The 18,191-nt window shown below is 69.4% G+C and carries 17 protein-coding genes; 10 read left to right on the top strand and 7 right to left on the bottom strand.

From position 1 onward, the window contains the following. Nucleotides 1-2: 2 nt before the first annotated feature. Entirely contained in the window at nt 3-965 is a 963-nt protein-coding gene (locus tag L107_RS11010; RefSeq protein ID WP_159818791.1) for an alpha/beta fold hydrolase, read from the top strand. On the opposite strand, the gene L107_RS11005 is transcribed toward L107_RS11010, so the two are convergent. Next, nucleotides 956-1,336: a hypothetical protein gene (locus L107_RS11005; protein ID WP_159818789.1), complete on the bottom strand. Its 381-nt coding sequence runs from the start codon at nt 1,334-1,336 to the stop codon at nt 956-958. The two genes, L107_RS11010 and L107_RS11005, sit on opposite strands and share 10 nt — an antisense overlap. Then, nucleotides 1,323-2,087 carry a MinD/ParA family protein gene (locus tag L107_RS11000; RefSeq protein WP_159818851.1) on the bottom strand — a complete coding sequence of 255 codons (765 nt, stop codon included), beginning with the start codon at nt 2,085-2,087 and terminating at the stop codon, nt 1,323-1,325. Before L107_RS11000 ends, L107_RS11005 begins: the two co-directional genes overlap by 14 nt. Before the next feature lie 104 nt (nt 2,088-2,191). Between L107_RS11000 and L107_RS10995 the strand changes: the two genes are divergently transcribed. Beyond that, entirely contained in the window at nt 2,192-3,697 is a 1,506-nt protein-coding gene (locus tag L107_RS10995; RefSeq protein ID WP_159818787.1) for a HAMP domain-containing protein, read from the top strand. On the opposite strand, the gene L107_RS10990 is transcribed toward L107_RS10995, so the two are convergent. Genes L107_RS10990 through pds form a run of 3 tightly spaced genes read right to left on the bottom strand, consistent with a single transcriptional unit; the run spans nt 3,588 to nt 7,548 of the window. After that, nucleotides 3,588-5,204 carry a TolC family protein gene (locus L107_RS10990; protein WP_159818785.1) on the bottom strand — a complete coding sequence of 539 codons (1,617 nt, stop codon included), beginning with the start codon at nt 5,202-5,204 and terminating at the stop codon, nt 3,588-3,590. The two genes, L107_RS10995 and L107_RS10990, sit on opposite strands and share 110 nt — an antisense overlap. Then, a complete protein-coding gene (locus L107_RS10985; RefSeq protein WP_370515484.1) occupies nt 5,201-6,130 on the bottom strand; it encodes a phytoene synthase in 930 nt (309 codons plus the stop codon). The genes L107_RS10990 and L107_RS10985 overlap by 4 nt, the downstream gene beginning before the upstream one ends. Further along, nucleotides 6,127-7,548, bottom strand: a complete 1,422-nt coding sequence (gene pds, locus L107_RS10980) for a 15-cis-phytoene desaturase (RefSeq protein ID WP_159818783.1) — start codon at nt 7,546-7,548, stop codon at nt 6,127-6,129. The genes L107_RS10985 and pds overlap by 4 nt, the downstream gene beginning before the upstream one ends. Nucleotides 7,549-7,712: 164 nt before the next feature. On the opposite strand from pds, the gene L107_RS10975 reads away from it, so the two are divergent. After that, nucleotides 7,713-8,060, top strand: coding sequence for an NAD(P)H-quinone oxidoreductase subunit M (locus L107_RS10975; RefSeq protein ID WP_159818781.1), 348 nt, complete (start codon nt 7,713-7,715; stop codon nt 8,058-8,060). Beyond that, entirely contained in the window at nt 8,057-8,797 is a 741-nt protein-coding gene (locus L107_RS10970) for a DUF3172 domain-containing protein (RefSeq protein WP_159818779.1), read from the top strand. The genes L107_RS10975 and L107_RS10970 overlap by 4 nt, the downstream gene beginning before the upstream one ends. On the opposite strand, the gene L107_RS10965 is transcribed toward L107_RS10970, so the two are convergent. Continuing rightward, nucleotides 8,772-9,773, bottom strand: a complete 1,002-nt coding sequence (locus tag L107_RS10965; RefSeq protein WP_159818777.1) for a LysR family transcriptional regulator — start codon at nt 9,771-9,773, stop codon at nt 8,772-8,774. The two genes, L107_RS10970 and L107_RS10965, sit on opposite strands and share 26 nt — an antisense overlap. Nucleotides 9,774-9,891: 118 nt before the next feature. On the opposite strand from L107_RS10965, the gene L107_RS10960 reads away from it, so the two are divergent. From L107_RS10960 to L107_RS10935, 6 genes are all read left to right on the top strand, one after another. After that, nucleotides 9,892-10,644: an NnrU family protein gene (locus L107_RS10960; RefSeq protein WP_159818775.1), complete on the top strand. Its 753-nt coding sequence runs from the start codon at nt 9,892-9,894 to the stop codon at nt 10,642-10,644. Between the two features lie 97 nt (nt 10,645-10,741). Continuing rightward, nucleotides 10,742-12,754 (top strand): NAD(P)H-quinone oxidoreductase subunit 5, encoded by a 2,013-nt coding sequence (locus L107_RS10955; protein WP_159818773.1) that lies wholly within the window; start codon nt 10,742-10,744, stop codon nt 12,752-12,754. Between the two features lie 86 nt (nt 12,755-12,840). Further along, nucleotides 12,841-14,442 (top strand): NAD(P)H-quinone oxidoreductase subunit 4, encoded by a 1,602-nt coding sequence (locus tag L107_RS10950; RefSeq protein WP_159818771.1) that lies wholly within the window; start codon nt 12,841-12,843, stop codon nt 14,440-14,442. A gap of 126 nt (nt 14,443-14,568) precedes the next feature. After that, the gene (locus L107_RS10945) at nt 14,569-14,958 is read left to right on the top strand and encodes a lipopolysaccharide assembly protein LapA domain-containing protein (RefSeq protein WP_159818769.1); all 390 of its coding nucleotides are present in this window, start codon (nt 14,569-14,571) and stop codon (nt 14,956-14,958) included. Nucleotides 14,959-15,055: 97 nt separating this feature from the next. Beyond that, nucleotides 15,056-15,958 (top strand): segregation/condensation protein A, encoded by a 903-nt coding sequence (locus L107_RS10940; RefSeq protein WP_159818767.1) that lies wholly within the window; start codon nt 15,056-15,058, stop codon nt 15,956-15,958. A gap of 47 nt (nt 15,959-16,005) precedes the next feature. Beyond that, nucleotides 16,006-17,187, top strand: coding sequence for an NDP-sugar synthase (locus L107_RS10935; RefSeq protein WP_159818765.1), 1,182 nt, complete (start codon nt 16,006-16,008; stop codon nt 17,185-17,187). On the opposite strand, the gene L107_RS10930 is transcribed toward L107_RS10935, so the two are convergent. Continuing rightward, nucleotides 17,122-18,078 carry a methylenetetrahydrofolate reductase gene (locus tag L107_RS10930; RefSeq protein WP_370515483.1) on the bottom strand — a complete coding sequence of 319 codons (957 nt, stop codon included), beginning with the start codon at nt 18,076-18,078 and terminating at the stop codon, nt 17,122-17,124. The genes L107_RS10935 and L107_RS10930 overlap by 66 nt on opposite strands. Between the last annotated feature and the right edge of the window lie 113 nt (nt 18,079-18,191).

The raw sequence follows: 18,191 nt of genomic DNA, 5'->3' as shown, positions 1-18,191 counted from the left end.
CCATGCCCGTCCCAGCCCCGGCCGATGCCGGCACGATCTTCCCGGCGGACTGGCTGGGCACCTGGTCGTGGCAGGGGCAGTCGATCAGCTACGTGACCCGCCCATCGGCGCTTCCGGAGGCGACCGGGGCACTGCCCGCGCTGCTGATCCACGGCTTCGGCGCCTGCAAGGAGCACTGGCGCCACAACCTGCCGGCACTGGCCGGCCGGCGCCCGGTGTACGCCATCGACCTGGTGGGTTTCGGGGCCAGCAGCAAGCCCCCCTCCCGGCTCGAGGATGAGCCGGAGGACGGGCTGGCGCTCCGCTACGGCATCGACCTCTGGGCCGACCAGGTGGCCGCCTTCGTGCGGGAGGTGGTCGGCACGCCGGTGCAGCTGGTGGGCAATTCGATCGGGGGCGTCGTGGCCCTGGCCGCCGCCGCCAGGCTCGGTGATGACGCCCGCCAGGTGATCCTGATCGACTGCGCCCAGCGCAGCCTCGACGACCGCCGCCTGAGCGAGCAGCCCCCGCTGCGCCGGATCGGCCGGCCCCTGCTCAAGCGCCTGGTGCGCCAGCGCTGGCTCACGGGCCGCCTGTTCCGCTGGGTGGCCAATCCGGCTGTGATCCGCCGGGTGCTGGGCGCCGCCTACCCCTCCGGCGCCGGCATCGACGACCAGCTGGTGCAGCTGCTGCTGACCCCGGCCCGCAGCCCCGGCGCCGAGGAGAGCTTCCGGGGGTTCATCAACCTGTTCCGCGACCGGCTCGCCCCGGACCTGCTGGCGGAACTGCCCGGCCCGGTCCGGCTGCTCTGGGGGGAGGCGGATCCGTGGGAGCCGGTGGCCGAGGCCCGGCGCTGGGCGGAGGCCTTCGCCTCCATCCACGACCTGCGCATCCTGGGCGGCCTCGGCCACTGCCCCCACGATGAGAATCCCTCCCGGGTGAACCCGGTGCTGGAGGAGTGGCTGGCCCTGGCGGATCAGGCCTGAGACGGCGCCGACGGTGTGGTGGCGCCCAGGCGGGTGCGCCAGCGCTGACGGTCGGGATCCCAGCCCAGCCAGCCCCGCTGCTGCAGAAGGGCCCGCAGGTCGGCCGGCTTCTGCCCGGGGGCAGCTGCCGCCGCACAGCCGGCGTCGAGCTCGGCCTCCGTCAGACCGGCCCGCAGGCCCGTGGTCAGCAATCGGCGCAGGGCGGCGGGCTCAAGCGCCACCAGCCGGGCCATCGTCAGGGGCCCCTCCGGCAGGGCCGGAGGCAGGGGGCCGTCGGCGCCGGCACGGACGTCGGCGTCATTGCCGTTGTCGTTGGCGGGGCCGTTGTCGTTGGCGGGGCCGTTGTCGTTGGCGGGCTCAGAGGAGCGCATCGGCAAGGTCGGCAGCGAGCTGGGTCACTCCGGTGCTCCAGGGGTGGGAGGGGACATCCACCAGGGCCAGGCTGCCACTGGCGATGGTGAGCAGGTCATCGCTGAGGGGCAGGATCGCTCCGACCGGAATGCCGTAGCTCTGGGCCACCCGGGCGCGCACCTGTTCGGCATCGAAATGGGGCGGCAGCTTGTTCACCACGAGGCGGGCTTCCGGCACCATCAGTCTCTGGGCCACCTCGATCGCCACGGCGGTGCCGAGGTAGTCCTGCTGATCGGGGCGCATCACCATCACCAGGCAGTCGGAGATGGCGGTGGACAGCAGGGTCTCCTCGTTGATCCCGGGGTGGGTGTCCACGATCAGCAGATCCAGCCGCTGGCTCTGTCCCAGGCTGAACAGGGCATCGTTGAGCCGCTCGACTTCATAGCCTTCCCGCAGCAACCGGGCGATCCGGTCGCCCTCCATGGCGGCTGGCACCAGGAGAATCCTCCCCTTGCCACCTGCCAGCGAGGCAGGTGTGACGTCATAGGAGCACTTTTCAATCGGAATCGAGCCCTGAAGATGATCATTGAGCGTATGGGATTCCGGCCCTGCCGTGAACCCGAACAGCACATGGATTCCTGGTGAAGCCAGATCGGTGTCGAAGACGCCGACCCTGAGCCCTCGGGCTGCGAAAGCGGCCGCCAGATTCGCCGAGAGGTTGGATTTTCCCGTTCCACCGCGAAAGGAATGGACGGAAAGGATCCTGGTCATGAAGCGATCCATCTCACGGACGTGGGAAAATCATAGGCATGGCGTTGCAGGCCCTTTTGACGATTCGCCAACGGCTCGCCGGGCAGCCGCAGAGGACAGTGGGAGTGAGGAAGGGGCGCCCCCTGCGCCTCTCCGTGCGGCTGATGATCCTGGGGATCAGCGGCCCGCTCGTGAGCCTGGCGATCTTCCTGGCGCTCGCCACCATCGGCTCGATCCGCCTGGCCCAGAAGGCCCGGATCGAGATCAGCACGATGTTCGATCACGACAACCTCTCCTCCCTGGCGGTCACCACCTCCATCATCCGGAAGTCGGCCGAGGAGTTCAGCCGGGTCATCCGTGAGGACTCCAAGGACCTGCGCAGGGCCCTGGCGCCGTTGCGGATGGACACCGAAGGCCGCCTGTCCTGGAAGGGCCGGCCCCTGGCGCGGGAGCAGGCCCCCGCCCTGCTCAACAATCAGCTGCGGCTCCCCCTGGCCCTGCTGCGGGAGCGGGCCGCCGTCTACTACCGCGACCCCAGCGGCACCTGGCGCCGGCTCACGGGCATCACCAGCCAGGGCCTGGCCCTGGAGCCCGGCGCACCGGCCCTGCCCGCCACGGTGGACGACTTCGAACACCTCTTCAAGGGCGCTCCGGCCGCGCAGACGAGTCGCAGCGCCATGCTGCAGCTGGATGGGGAATGGCGGATGGCCCGGCTGACCGTCCTTTCGGGTCGCCAGCCCGGCGAAGGCCACCTGGCCCTGCTGGTGGACGTCAGCACCCAGGCCGCCTCCAAGCTCCTCGCCGCCGGCTCCAGCCTCTTCCCCGCCGAGACCCACCAGGCGGCCTTCTTCGGCATCACCCCCACCGGGGGCCTGTACTGCAGCTACCAGACCGAGGACACCCAGGCCTGCGTCGACCTGGCCCTGGCCCTGCGGCAGAACGGTGGCATCCCGGATCCACGCACCCTGGGCCACAGCCAGCCCTTCGAGCGCAGGGCCATGGTCCGGCCCCCAGGCACCGACACCCCCGTGATGCAGCACCTCTACATCGCCGCCTTCCCGGAGTGGAACTGGCTGGCGGTCGTGTCCGTGGAGGAGGAGGCCCTGGCGGATGCCCTCCTGCCGATGCAGGAGGCCAAGGACGAGATGGTCCGCCGCCTGGTGGTCCTCACCCTGATCCTGATCAGCGCCAGTGGCGTCGCCGCCTGGCTGATCGCGCGCGGCATCCGACGGGAGCTGCGGGAGCTGGCGACCGCCGCCGATGCCATCGCCGACGGCAAGGATCATCAGGCCCTCACCTACCCGGCGGACGACGCCATCGGCCGGCTGGTGCGGGCCTTCAACCGGATGTCGGGGGCCGTGGCCGACCGGGAGAACTCCCTGCGGGACCAGATCCGACAGATGGAGATCAACATCAACGCCAGCGAGCTGCAGGGTCAGGTCTGCTCGATCCTCAACGACCCGGGCTTCGAGCAGCTCAGTGCCCGGGCCCGGGCCATGCGCCAGCGGCGGCTGGAGCAGATCAGCGCATCTGGGCCATCCGCGTCGGCAGACGCAGGGTCTGCAGGGGATCGCCCACCGCCTGGAGAAGGCCGGGATCGGGCTGAACCGGCAGGCCGCTCGAGCGGCTGAGCTGCACCAGGGTGTCGTTGTAGGTGGCCAGGTTCTGGATGTAGGAGCTCACCGCCTGGCTGATTTCCTGCTGGGCCTGCACCACATCGGTGATCGTGCCGTAGCCGGCGTTGAAGCGCAGGGTCTGGAGGCGCAACGCCCCGTTGGCCGCCTTGATCCGTTCGGCACCGGCCAGCACGATGCTGCGGCCGGAGCGGGCCTGGGCCACCAGGGACTGGACCTCGCTGCGCACCTTCAGGAGGGTGGCGCTGTAGGTCTCGGCGGCGGCCGCCGCCTGACGGCGGGCGGCGGCGGCGTTCATGCGGGCCTGGCCGCCGTCGAAACCCGTGAACGTCAGCTGCAGCAGGGCCGATCCGTTCCATTCGTCGGAACGGGCATTGGGCACGAACGGCGGGCCCTGGTTGAGGTAACCCACCCCCTTCGTCCAGTACAGGGACGTGATCAGCTGCAGGGTGGGGCGGTAGGTGGCCAGGTAGATCTGGGCCTGGGCCTCGTTCGTCTTGACGGCCAGCAGCTGCTGCTCCAGCACCTTGCGGTAGGCGAGGCTGGCCGTGATCGAGTCGTCGAGGGAATGGCCCCAGGCGCCGAGGGGCGCGAAGGGCGTGGCGGGCGTGAGGGCCTCGGGGCTGGGGGTGGCCAACAGCTCGGCGAGGTTGGCCCGGGCCGTCTCCACCTGCTGCTCGGCGGCCAGCAGGGCCTGGCGATCGGCCAGCAGAACGGTCTGCTGCTTGAAGACCTCCAGGCGGGAGGCCACCCCCATCTGCACCCGCGTCTGGGCGAGGCGATAGAGGAGCTCGTCGTTCTCGACGATCTGGCGGCCGGTCTGGACGGCGGCCAGGGCCCGCTGCAGGTCGATGTAGGCCGACTGGGTCTTGAGGCGCTGGTCGCGGCGGGTGATCACGTAGGTGTCGGCCGCCTGGCGGACCAGGTACTTGCTCTGCCAGATCGTGGCCGACCGGGTGGGATCGATCAGGTTCCAGGTGGTGTCGATCTGGCCGATCGCCTGGAAATAGCTGGCCTCGAACACCCTCTCACTGCTGAGACCGGAACCCGAGATGGGGAAGCCTGCGGAGGCGCTGAAGGGGTAGTTGTAGAAGGTCTTGGAGGCGTAGGGCCCGCCGTTGAGGCTGAGGTTGAGGGTCGGCCACCAGCTGGCGTAGGCGGCGCCGAGGCTGTTCTGGGTGGCCACCAACGACTGATAGGCGGAGCGCACCACGGGATTCCGGTCCACGGCCCAGGCCGCCGCCTGCTCCATGGTCAGGGCCCCCAGGAGGTCGGGCGGCAGGGGGGGCAGACGGTCGCCGGTGGGCATCGGGCCGGGCCAGCCGGCCCCCAGGCCCTCCACGGCCTTCACCTCGGGCGGACTGACGGTGGCGGGCAGGGACTGGGCCAGGGCCGGGTCCGGCAGCGCCAGCCCGGCGCTGATGACGTTGGCGACGGCGGCGGCGAGGGTGCGGCTGAGGCGGAGGCTGAGGCGGTGGGCCTGGCGGATGGGGCGCCGCTTCATCGCGTCTGGGCGATCACATAGGAGAGGGGGAGATCCAGCAATTTGCCGACCCGGGGCACGAAGGCGCGGTGATTGAAGACGTCATAATCCAACCTCTCGATGACATCAAGGATCCCCCGATACAGCCGCAGCGATGCCCACACCGGCCAACGGGCATCGGGAGCCAGCCAGCGCACGCCGGCCTCCGAGCGGTTGAACCAGTCCCGGGCCCGCTCCAGCTGGAACCGCATCAGCGCCTGCCAGTTCTCATTGAGCCGGCCGGCCATCAGATCGGCCTCGGAGTAACCGAACCGGTCGAGATCCTCCTGGGGCAGGTAGATGCGACCGCGGCCGCGGTCCTCACCCACATCCCGCAGGATGTTGGTGAGCTGGTTGGCGATGCCCAGGGCCACGGCCGCTTCCGAGGTGTCGGGCCGCTCGCTCCAGGGGGCGGAGGTGTAGGCCGCATCGACCCCCATCACCTCCTGGGTCATCAGACCCACCGTGCCCGCCACCCGGTAGCAGTAGAGCTGGAGATCGGAGAAGCTGGCGTAGCGGTCGCGCAGCACATCCATCCGCTGCCCCTCGATCATGTCGAGGTAGGCCTGCAGGGGCTGGGGGAAGCGCTCGATCGTGTCCAGCATCACCCGGTCGAGGCCATCGACGGCATGGCCGGCGAACAGGGCGCGGGTGCGCTCCTCCCAGGCATCGAGTCGCTCCAGCAGCACCTCGGCCGACAGCGTCTGGGCCTGGGCGCTGTCCATCAGTTCGTCGGTGCGGCGGCACCAGACGTAGATCGCCCAGATGGCCCGGCGCTTGGCCGGCGGCAGCAGCATCGTGCCGAGGTAGAAGGTCTTGGCCCACTGCGCCGTCTCCTGTCGGCAGGATTCGTAGGCCTCCTCCAGATCGGAGGCGTGGTCGAGGGGCAGCGGGGCCAGCACACTCACACCGTCGCCAGGCTCTGGGCGGGGGCCGGACCCTGGCCGCTGCCGGAAAGGCGGGCGTCAACGGCGGCGGCACAGAGCTTGCCGCTCAGCACCGCCCCCTCCATCGAGGCCAGGTAGCGCTGCATGGTGAAGCAGCCGGCCAGGAAGAAGTTCGGGATGGGGGAGTCCTGGGAGGGCCGCAGCTGCTGGCAGCCCGGCACGGTCTTGTAGACGGAGAGGGGAGTCTTGACGACCACCGACTTGCGGAGCACGGCCGGGGTGTCGCCGGTGAAGTGGATGGGGAACAGACGCTTGAGCTCCTCCATGGTGGCGGCCACGATCTCCGCATCGGGGCGACCGATCCAGTCGGCGGCCGGGGCGAACACCAGCTCCAGCATGGAGCGGTCGGGATCCGCATACTCCCGGCAGGTGTTGCTCATGTCGGCGTAGACGCTGAGCAGGTCGGAGCGGCTGAACAGCAGGTGGTCGATGTCCGTGAGCTTGCGGTCGAACCAGAGATGGATGTTGATCACCGGCACCCCCCGCAGGCCCTCGAGCTTGCTGAAGTAGGGCAGTTGCTTCCAGGGCTCCGGCAGCAGCAGCTTGAGCGGATCGACGGGCATGGCGCTCACATAGGCGTCGGCCTGGACCTCCCGCTCGGGCCGCCCCTTGATGCCGCCGATGCGGAAGCCGGTCACGGCGCCATCCTTGTCGATGCGGATCTCCCGGAGCGGCGATTCCAGATGCACCTCACCGCCGCGGGCCTCGATGTAGTCGACCATCGGCTGACAGAGCCGCTCCGGCGGATTGCCGTCGAGGAAGGCCATCTTGGAGCCGTCCGTCTCCTGGAGAAAGCGGTTGAGGGCGGTGAGGACCACCGTGCTGGAGATCTCTTCGGGGTTGATGAAGTTGAGCGCCTTGCTCATGGCGAGAAAGACTTCATCGTTGACGCGCTCCGGGATATTGTGAATCCGCAGCCATTCACTCCAGCTGTACTTGTCGCATTCCTCCACATAGGCCTGGCCGCGCAGCATGGCCGGCACCAGACCGAGGCCGAAGGCGATCTTCTCCGGCCAGGTCAGCATGTCGTTGTTGCCCAGGATCGCGGCCACCCCGTTGAGCGGCGCCGGCAGATCAGGGAAATCGAAGCGGCTGTAGGTGCCGGGCACCTCCTTCTGGTTGAAGATCATCGAGTGGGACTTCCACTGCAGACGATCCTCGATGTCCAGTTCGGCAAAGAGTTGGCGCATGTTGCGATAGGCGCCGAAGAAGATGTGCAGGCCGGTTTCGTACCAGTCGCCGTCGTCGTCCTGCCAGGCCGCCACCTTGCCGCCCAGCACGTCTCTGGCTTCGAGCACGATCGGGGTGTGGCCGGCGTCGCAGAGATATTTGGCGCAGGACAGGCCGGCCAGACCGGCCCCGGCGATGACAACCCGCATGTCGTACCCGAGATCAGCAGCAACCTTATCGGGCCTTCCAGGGCAGGGGCGACCGGCGCCGGGGAGCCGCGGCGACGGAATCGGCCGCCGACCTACCTAAAGTTGGAGCAGCACCCAATGGGTGCCACCCCCTTCTGCCGATCCCCGCCCCCGAGGCCGAGCCCATGGTCGAGACGCTGCTCAAGTCCACCACCCGCCACATCCGACTGTTCACGGCGCGGGTCGAGAACGACGACCTCGTCCCCGACCCGGACCAGCTCACCCTCGACATCGATCCCGACAACGAGTTCCTCTGGGACGAGGCGGCCCTCGAGAAGGTGCGCGCCCGCTTCCGGGAGCTGGTGGCGGCCCAGGCCGGCCAGGAACTGAGCGACTACAGCCTGCGCCGCATCGGCTCCGAGCTGGAGGGTCTGGTGCGCCAGATGCTCCAGGCCGGTGAGGTGAGCTACAACCCCGAGGCCCGGGTGCTCAATTACTCGATGGGCCTGCCCCGCAGCCCCGAAACCCTGTGACCCGCTCCCGCAGCAGCGCCGGCCGGCCCGAACCGGGCGGCTACGCGCCCCGACCCGACCGCTACGAGCCGCGCACCGACCGCCGCTCCGACCGCTACGACGACCGGAGCGATCGCTTCTCCACCGGCTATGGCGGCCGGGAGGATCCCCGCTACGGCACCCCGGGCCGCCGCGGCAGCAACGGCGGCGGCGGCCGGCCCCCCGCCGGCAACGGCGGTGGCCCCTCCGGTGGCGGTCCCGCCATCCAGCTGAACGTGGCCACGGTGGCGGTGCTGGCGGGCGTGCTGGTGGTGGGCATCGGCATCGGCAGCGCCGTGACCAGCACCACCCAGGGGAACCAGGGCAACATCGCCAGCGCCCAGCAGCTCGACATGGCGGTGCCCGACCCCGAGTTCTGCAAGCAGTGGGGCGCCAGCGCCTTCGTGATGGACATCGAGCTGTACACCACGATGAACCCGAGCAGCAGCTTCGTGACCCAGCCCACGCTCCAGCCCGGCTGCGTCATCCGCCGGGAGAACTGGTCGGTGCTGCAGAAGGAGGGGGCCGTGACCGCCGAGCAGATGCGCCAGTGCAAGCAGCGCATGAACACCTTCGCCTACATCGGCTCGGTGCGTGACAAGCCGATCGTGCGCTGCGTCTACCAGACCGACATCACCGGCAACAAGTTCCAGACCCGGGGCGTGGCCGGCGCCGCCGACGACGCCGTCGGCATCACACCGGAGGCCGATCAGTTCTGACGCCGTTGCGCTCGGCCAGCCCCGGCGCGGTCTGCACCTGACGCAGGGGGCTGTCCGGGCTGGCGAACACCGGCAGCACCTCGCGGCGGAAGGCGTCGGCGGCCCGCGAGCAGTAGCGGGCCGGGTGGGTGATCAGCTTCAGCTGGCGCCGCACCATCAGGTCGGACACCTGGGGCCTGTGCAGGGTGCCGGCGGCCAGTTCCCGCTCGATCGACACCACCGGCAGGAACGCCGCCCCCAGGCCCGCCTGAACGGCGTTCTTGATGGCCTCGAAGGAGTTCAGCTCCATCTCGATCTTGAGCCGCTGCACATCCAGCTTGGAGCGGCTGAGCAGCTGGTCCACCATCTTGCGGGTGGTGGACTGGGCATCGAGGCAGACGAAGCCGAGGCGGTAGAGGTCGTCCTTGGTGAGCTCGGGCAGGCGGGAGAGGGGGTGCTTGGGGGGCAGCACCAGGGCCAGTTCGTCGTTGGCGTAGGGCACCACCTGCAGCAGGTCGTTGAGATCCGCCGGCAGTTCGCCACCGATGATCGCCAGGTCGATCTGGCCGTTGGCCACGCTCCAGCCGGTGCGGCGGGTGCTGTGCACCTGCAGCTGCACCGCCACGTCCGGGTACTTCTGGCGGAACAGGCCGATCATGCGGGGCATCAGATAGGTGCCCGTCGTCTGGCTCGCCCCCACCACCAGGGAGCCGCCGCGCAGGTTGTGGAGATCGTCGAGGGCCCGGCAGGCCTCCTGGCACTGGCTCAGGATCCGGTCGCAGTAGCTGAGCAGCAGGTGGCCGGCTTCGGTGAGCTGGGCCTTGCGGCCGCCGCGGTCGAACAGGGAGACGTCGAGCTGCTTCTCCAGGTTCTGGATCTGCAGGCTCACCGCCGGCTGGGTGACATAGAGGCTGTCGGCCGCCTTCTTGAAGCTGCCCTCACTGGCGATGGCGCGCAGGATGCGCAGCTGGTCAAGGGTGAAAGGCAGATCTGCCATGGGTCGGGGAGGCCGCGGGGGGACCGTTCGCCGGAGCCGGCAGGCCGTGCGGAACTCTAGGGGGCTCTCCCCGTGGCAAGAATCGACCTGTCACATCCGCCACCGGCCGCCGCTCACCATGCCCTCGCTCCCCCTGGTTCCGGCGGGTCCGCAGCACAGCAGCGTGGTGATGCTGGCCCTGCTGGTGGTCTTCGCCCTGATCCACAGCGGCGGGGCCTCCCTGCGGGCCTGGGGGGAGGAGCGGATCGGGGCCCGGCTCTGGCGCCTGCTGTTCGCCGGCCTCAGCATCCCCTCGGCGGTGGTGGTGGTCGGCTACTTCCTCGCCCACCGCTACGACGGGGTCCGGCTCTGGAACCTGCAGGACCAGCCCTGGGTGGTGCCGGTGGTCTGGACCGGCACGGCCATCAGCTTCCTGTTTCTCTATCCGGCCACCTACAACCTGCTGGAGATCCCGGCCGTGCTCAGGCCCCAGGTGCGGCTCTACGCCACCGGGATCATCCGGGTGAGTCGCCATCCCCAGGCCGTGGGCCAGGTCCTCTGGTGTGCCACCCACCTGCTCTGGATCGGCACCAGCTTCACCCTGGTGGCCTGCGTGGGGCTGATCGGCCACCACCTGTTCGCCGTCTGGAACGGGGACCGGCGCCTGCGCAACCGCTTCGGGGCCGCCTTCGAGGAGCTGCGGGCCTCCACCTCGGTGCTGCCCTTCGCCGCCGTGCTGGACGGTCGCCAGAGGCTGGTGGCGGCGGAATTCCTGCGGCCCTCCCAGCTGGGCATCGCCATCGCCATCGGCGTCCTCTGGTGGGCCCACCGCTGGATCGGCCTCGGCGCCACCAGCTTCTCGCGCACGGGCCTCGCCCACTGGCTGGGCTGAAGCCGCCAGCGGCCGGCGGGGGTCGATGGGCAGGCCCCCACAGAGCCGGGGCCAGGCCGACGGGCCTGCCTAAACTCGCGCCAACAGAGCCCCCAGGATGCCCGCCGCTTCCGAACTTGCCTGGCTGATCCCGGTGCTGCCCCTGCTGGGGGCCTGCCTCACCGGCCTGGGGCTGATCACCTTCAACCGCACCGTCAACCGCCTGCGCAAGCCGGTGGCGCTGCTGCTGATCACCACCGTCGGCATGGCCGCGGTGCTGAGCTTCGCGATCCTGGCCGAACAGCTGGCTGGAGCCGGGGCCACCGAGGTCCTGTTCGACTGGGCCGGCGCCGGCACGTTCCACCTGCAGATGGGCTTCCGCGTCGACGCCCTCGGGGCGGTGATGCTGTCGCTGGTCACCACCATCGCCCTGCTGGTGATGGTCTATTCCGACGGCTACATGGCCCACGACAAGGGCTATGTCCGCTTCTTCACCTACCTGGCCCTGTTCAGCAGCTCGATGCTGGGCCTGGTGATCAGCCCCAACCTGCTCGAGATCTACGTCTTCTGGGAGCTGGTGGGCATGTGCTCCTACCTGCTGGTGGGCTTCTGGTACGACCGCGACGCCGCCGCCAATGCCGCCCAGAAGGCCTTCGTGGTCAACCGGGTCGGCGACTTCGGCCTGCTGCTGGGAATCCTCGGCCTGTTCTGGGCCACCGGCAGCTTCGGCTTCGAGGAGATCGGTGAGCGGCTCTCTGCCGCCGTGGCCGGCGGTGGCCTGCCCACCGGGGTGGCGGTGCTGCTCTGCCTGCTGGTGTTCATGGGCCCGATGGCCAAGTCGGCCCAGTTCCCCCTGCATGTGTGGCTGCCCGACGCCATGGAGGGCCCCACCCCCATCTCGGCCCTGATCCACGCCGCCACCATGGTGGCGGCCGGCGTCTTCCTGGTGGCCCGTCTCCAGCCGGTCTACGAGCCCTTTCCGCAGGTGCAGCTGGTGATCGCCGTGATCGGCACCATCACCCTGTTTCTGGGGGCCACCATCGCCCTCACCCAGATGGATCTGAAGAAGGGGCTGGCCTACAGCACCGTCTCCCAGCTCGGCTACATGATGCTGGCCATGGGCTGCGGCGCCCCGGTGGCCGGCATGTTCCACCTGGTCACCCACGCCTTCTTCAAGGCGATGCTGTTCCTGGGCTCCGGCTCGGTGATCCACGCCATGGAGGAGGTGGTGGGCCATGAACCGGTGCTGGCCCAGGACATGCGCCTGATGGGCGGCCTGCGCCAGTACATGCCCATCACCTCGGCCACCTTCCTGATCGGCTGCATTGCGATCAGCGGCATCCCCCCCCTGGCCGGTTTCTGGAGCAAGGACGAGATCCTCGGCCAGGCCTTCAACAGCTTCCCGCTGCTCTGGGCCATGGGCTTCCTGACCGCCGGGATGACCGCCTTCTACATGTTCCGCCTCTATTTCCTCACCTTCGAGGGCTCCTTCCGCGGCCAGGACGCCGCCATCCGCGCCCAGCTCCTCAGCGCCGCGGGCCAGCCTGCCGGCGGATCCGCCGAGGAGGGCCACCACGACCACGCCGGCCATCCCCACGAGTCGGGCTGGCAGATGGCGGCCCCCCTGGTGGTGCTGGCGGTCCCCTCGGTGCTGATCGGCCTGCTGGGCACCCCCTGGAACAGCCGCTTCGGCCTTCTCGTCGATCCCGCCGAGGCCATGGAGGCCGCCGAGCATTTCCGCTGGGGTGAGTTCCTGCCCCTGGCGGGCGCCTCGGTGGCCATCTCCAGCCTCGGCATCGGCCTGGCGGTGCTCGCCTACGCCCTGCACCGCATCGATCTCGGCACCGCCGTGGCGGGGCGCTTCCCCGCCATCAACCGGTTCCTGGCCAACAAGTGGTATCTCGATGCCATCAACGACAAGCTGTTCGTGCAGGGCAGCCGCCGGCTGGCCCGCCAGGTGCTCGACGTCGACTCCAAGGTGGTGGACGGGGTGGTGAACCTCACCGGCCTGCTCACCCTGGGCAGCGGCGAGGGCCTCAAGTACTTCGAGACCGGCCGGGTCCAGTTCTATGCCCTGATCGTCTTCGGCGGCGTCATCGGCCTGGTGCTGCTGTTCGGGGCCTTCGGCTGAGCCCTTCTGTGTGTGACAACGCCCATCCGCAGGGTGGGTAGGAGGCCTGGATTTCTACACTCCGGCCAGATGGACAGCACCGTTCTGTGCCCTTTCCCTGGCTGAGCACCGCGATTCTGTTCCCGATCGGTGCCGCGCTTCTGATCCCCTTCGTGCCCGACAAGGGCGACGGCCGGCAGGTCCGCTGGTACGCCCTCGGCGTCGCCCTCACCACCTTCCTGGTCACCGTGGGGGCCTACCTGCGCGGCTACGACCCCGCCGACCCCGGCCTGCAGCTGGTGGAGCGGGTGCAGTGGCTGCCCGATCTGGGCCTGGCCTGGTCGGTGGGGGCCGACGGCCTGTCGATGCCGTTGATCCTGCTCACCAGCTTCATCACCTCCCTGGCCTGCCTGGCGGCCTGGCCGGTGACCTTCAAGCCCAGGCTCTTCTATTTCCTGCTCCTGGCCATGGACGGCGGTCAGATCGCCGTCTTCGCCGTGCAGGACATGCTGCTCTTCTTCCTGGCCTGGGAGCTGGAGCTGCTGCCGGTGTACCTGCTGCTGGCCATCTGGGGCGGCAAGAAGCGCCAGTACGCCGCCACCAAGTTCATCCTTTACACGGCCGGCAGCTCCCTGTTCATCCTCCTGGCCGGCCTGGCGATGGCCTTCCACGGCGGCGGGGCCCCCAGCTTCGAGTACACCGTGCTGGCGGCCAAGGAGTTCGGCACCGGCTTCCAGGTGCTCTGCTACGCCGCCCTGCTGATCGCCTTCGGCGTCAAGCTGCCGGTGGTGCCCCTGCACACCTGGCTGCCCGATGCCCACGGTGAGGCCACCGCGCCGGTGCACATGCTGCTGGCGGGCATCCTGCTCAAGATGGGCGGCTATGCGCTGCTGCGCTTCAACGTCCAGCTGCTGCCGGAGGCCCACGTCCAGTTCGCCCCCCTGCTGGTGATCCTGGGGGTGGTGAACATCATCTACGCCGCCCTCACCTCCTTCGCCCAGCGCAACCTCAAGCGCAAGATCGCCTACAGCTCGATCAGCCACATGGGCTTCGTGCTGATCGGCATCGGCAGCTTCAGCGCCCTGGGCACCAGCGGCGCCATGCTGCAGATGATCAGCCATGGCCTGATCGGCGCCAGCCTGTTCTTCCTCGTGGGCGCCACCTACGACCGCACCCACACCCTCCAGCTCGACGAGATGGGCGGCGTGGGCCAGAAGATGCGCAAGATGTTCGCCCTCTGGACCGTCTGCTCCCTGGCCTCCCTGGCCCTGCCCGGCATGAGCGGCTTCGTCTCCGAGCTGATGGTGTTCGTGGGCTTCGCCACCAGCGAGGCCTACAGCCTCAGCTTCCGCATCGTCATCGCGGTGCTGGCGGCCATCGGCGTGATCCTCACCCCCATCTACCTGCTGTCGATGCTGCGGGAGATCTTCTTCGGCAAGGAGAACCCCGAGCTCGCCTCCCACACCCACCTGGTCGACGCCGAGCCGCGGGAGATCTACGTGATCTCCTGCCTGCTGGTGCCGATCATCGGCATCGGCCTCTACCCGCGCCTGGTCACCGACAGCTACCGGGCCGCGATCGAGGCCCTGGTGGAGCGGGAGTCGGTGGCCATGGTGAAGGTGGGCCGTGCCCCGGTCCCGGCGGTGATGGCCACCGGCGCCTTCGGCAGCCTCCCGCCGGCCCTGCTGCACGCCCCGGCCCTCGGCTGAACCCCGTCCCCGCCAAGGCGGGGGGCCGCTCGGGGGCCGGTTACGAAACCCTGCGCAGGCCCGGGGCCATGGCGCCATCCTCCGGGGAGGATGCCTACGCTCCTCCATCGCACAGCGAGGGTCTCCATGCGGCAGATCAACTTCCTTCTGATCTTCAGCTTCGGCTTGGCCACGGTGATGTTCACCCTGGAGAACACCACGGCCACCACGGTGCATTTCCTGCCGGGGGTCAGCACCACCCTGCCGCTGGCGGCCCTGCTGCTGGTGGTGGGCGGTCTCGGTGCCACCGCCGCCTGGATCTACGCCGTCTGGAGCGGCGTGGTGCGGAAGGTGGAAACCCTGCAGACCGCCGGCGAAGTGGAGGCCCAGCAGGTGCGGATCAGCGAGCTGGAAAACGATCTGCGCCGCTACCGGGCCACCGTGGACGCCCAGCTGGGGCTGCTGCCGGCCGCCGGGGAGAGCTCGGCGCCGTCCTCGGCCGGGGGGGAGGAGGGGCTGTCCCTGGCGGTCGACTGAACCTGCGGAGTTGCTTCGGTCATCACCGCGACTGGTGCCGACAGGCCACAGCCGGTAGCTTGCCCAGGGACGGCACCCTCCAAGCAGGACATCGCGCGTGGCAGAAGCGGGCGCCAGACTCGCCATCCGGTTGCTCCAGGACGCGGCCGAACGGGGCGACATCGACCCCTGGGACGTGGATGTGATCGCCGTCGTCGACGGCTTCCTCGACCAGCTGCGCCAGCGCATCGAGCTGCCCAGGCGCCTGGCCCCCGGCGGGGGCAGCTACGAACGGGATCTGGCCGAGTCCAGCGAGGCCTTCCTGGCCGCCTCGGTGCTGGTGGGGCTCAAGGCGGAACTGCTGGAATCGGCCACCTTCCCGCCCGAACCGCTGCTGGAGGATTCCTTCGCCCCCGAGGACGACGATGGCTGGGACCCCTCCGCCGTGGTCCTGCCGCGGCGGCCCGAACGGCACCTGCTACGCCGGCCGGTGGCGCCGCCCCCCCTGCAGCGCCCCGTCACCCTGGGGGAACTGATCCGCCAGCTCGAGGACATCGCCGAGCGGCTCGAGCAGGAGGGGGGGGAAGGGCGCCACAGGCCCCGCGCCCGCCGTTACAGCGAGCGGGCGGCGATCGCCCAGGTGGCCTCCCTGGCCCACCGGGAGAAGCTGCCGGAGACCACCGCCGCCCTCAGCCGCTTCCTGCTGGAGTGGGAACCCACCGCCGAGATCCTCGAGTGGGTGGCCTTCGATACCCTGGTGGGTGCCTGGGCGGAGGCCCTGGCCTGCCCCCGCGCCGGCTCGCCGGAGGACGCCGATCTCGACAGTGATCGGGTGGGGGTGTTCTGGGCCCTGCTGTTCCTCTCCTCCCAGGGCAAGGTGGAACTGGCCCAGGACGGCGGCCTCTATGGCCCCCTCAGCCTGCGGCGGCGCCGTGAGGAGCGGGGGGAGGCGGTGAGCCTGCCGCGGCTCCCAGGCCAGGGGTCAGATAGGGGGCCGGCTCGGGAAGCAGTGGCTGCCTGAGGTTTCTCCTTAGGCTGGGTTTTCACCTCCGACCTGAAACGACGCCGATGAAGGCGATGATCCTGGCGGCAGGCAAGGGAACACGGGTGCGTCCGATCACGCACACAACGCCCAAGCCGATGATCCCGATCCTCCAGAAACCCGTGATGGAGTTTCTGCTCGAGTTGCTCCGGGAGCACGGCTTCAACGAAATCATGGTCAATGTCTCCCACCTTTCCGAGGAGATCGAGAACTATTTCCGCGACGGCCAGCGCTTCGGTGTCCAGATCGCCTACAGCTTCGAGGGGCGCATCAAGGACGGAGAGCTGATCGGCGAAGCCATGGGCTCGGCCGGGGGCCTGAAGAAGATCCAGGATTTCCAGGCCTTCTTCGACGACACCTTCGTGGTGCTCTGCGGCGATGCCCTGATCGATCTCGATCTCTCTGAAGCCGTGCGCCGCCATCGGGAGAAGGGGGCCATGGCCAGCCTGATCACCAAGCGCGTCCCCCGCGACCAGGTGAGCAGTTACGGGGTGGTGGTGACCGATGAAGCCGGGCGGGTGCTCTCCTTCCAGGAGAAGCCGTCGGTGGAAGAAGCCGCCAGCGACATGATCAACACCGGCATCTACATCTTCGAGCCGGAGGTCCTCGACTTCATCCCCAGCGGCGAAGCCTTCGACATCGCCGCCGATCTGTTCCCCAGGCTGGTGCAGTCCGGGGCCCCCTTCTACGCCCTGCCCATGGAGTTCGAGTGGGTCGACATCGGCAAGGTGCCGGATTACTGGCAGGCGATCCGCAGCGTTCTGCAGGGGGACGTGCGCCAGGTGCAGATTCCCGGCAGGCAGGTGCGCCCCGGGATCTATGCCGGCCTCAACGTGGCGGCCGACTGGGACCACATCCATGTCGAGGGGCCGATCTTCGTGGGCGGCATGACCCGCATCGAAAACGGCGTCACGATCATCGGGCCGGCCATGATCGGGCCGAGCTGCCACATCTGTGAAGGGGCCACGATCGACAACTCGATCATCTTCGACTACTCCCGGATCGGCCCCGGGGTGCAGCTCGTCGAGAAGCTGGTCTACGGCCGTTACTGCGTCGATCGCAACGGCGACCACTTTGATCTCCAGGAGGCCGCCCTCGACTGGCTGATCACCGATTCCCGCCGTCAGGACGTGGGCACGCCCTCACCGCAGCAGAAGGCCATGGCCGAGCTGCTGGGCACCGACCTCGCCGCCAGCGGTGCCCCCTAGTCCCGCCAGCCGCAGGATCTGGGGAATGCGATGTTCGGCCTTGATGGCCATCAGGTGCACCCCCTGGGCGATGGAGCGGTAGGTGGCCACCTGCTCGGCGGCGATCGCCACCCCCTCCGCCGCCGGATCGGCCGCCCCGGCGAGCCGGTCGATCAGGGACTGGGGGATGCAGGCTCCCGGCACGACCCGGTTGATGAACTGGGCATTGCGGGCCGACTTGAGCAGAAACACCCCGGCCAGCACCGGCAGTCCGAGGGGGCCGGTGATCTCCCCCACGAAGCGGCGCAGGGCCTCCGCATCCATCACCATCTGGGTCTGGAGGAAGCGGGCGCCCGCCTCCTGCTTGCGCCGCACCCGGGAGAGCAGCCCGCTCCAGCTGGGGGACTGGGGATCGGCGGCGGCGCCGGGGAAGAGGGCCGTGGCCCCGTCCGGCAACTCCCCCTTGACCGGATCCTCGCCGGCGTTGAGGCCCCGCACCAGTTGCAGCAGCCGCACCGCCTCCAGCTCGTTCACCGCCCGGACCCCGGGCTGATCGCCGGCCCTCACCGGGTCACCGGTGAGACAGAGCAGGTTGCGGATGCCGAGGGCGTGGGCCCCGAGCAGATCGGCCTGCAGGGCGATGCGGTTGCGGTCCCGGCAGGTCATCTGCAGCACCGGCTCGATGCCGGCCTCCAGCAGCAGACGGCACACGGCGAGGCTGCTCATCCGCATCACGGCCCGGCTGCCATCGGTGACGTTGACCGCCTGCACCAGACCCCGCAGCGCCGTCGCCGCCTCGATTGTGCGACCGGGATCGCCTCCCCGGGGCGGCGTCACCTCCGCCGTCACGGCGAACCGACCGTCCGCCAAGGCCTGTCGAAGCTGCAACGGCCATCTCCAAGACAGGGGCATCATGGAGCAGCCGCTGCCTAGAGTGAGACAGCTCTCGCCGAGGAGCCGATGGCTGAGCGCAGGTCCATGGCGGCTGCCAGCTCCCTGTCCCCATCCCCGTCCCTGGAGCGGCC

The organism is Cyanobium sp. Copco_Reservoir_LC18 (genome assembly GCF_009834675.1).
GTDB classification, from domain to species: domain Bacteria; phylum Cyanobacteriota; class Cyanobacteriia; order PCC-6307; family Cyanobiaceae; genus Cyanobium; species Cyanobium minutissimum.
This window is presented reverse-complemented; position numbering and strand designations above follow the sequence as displayed.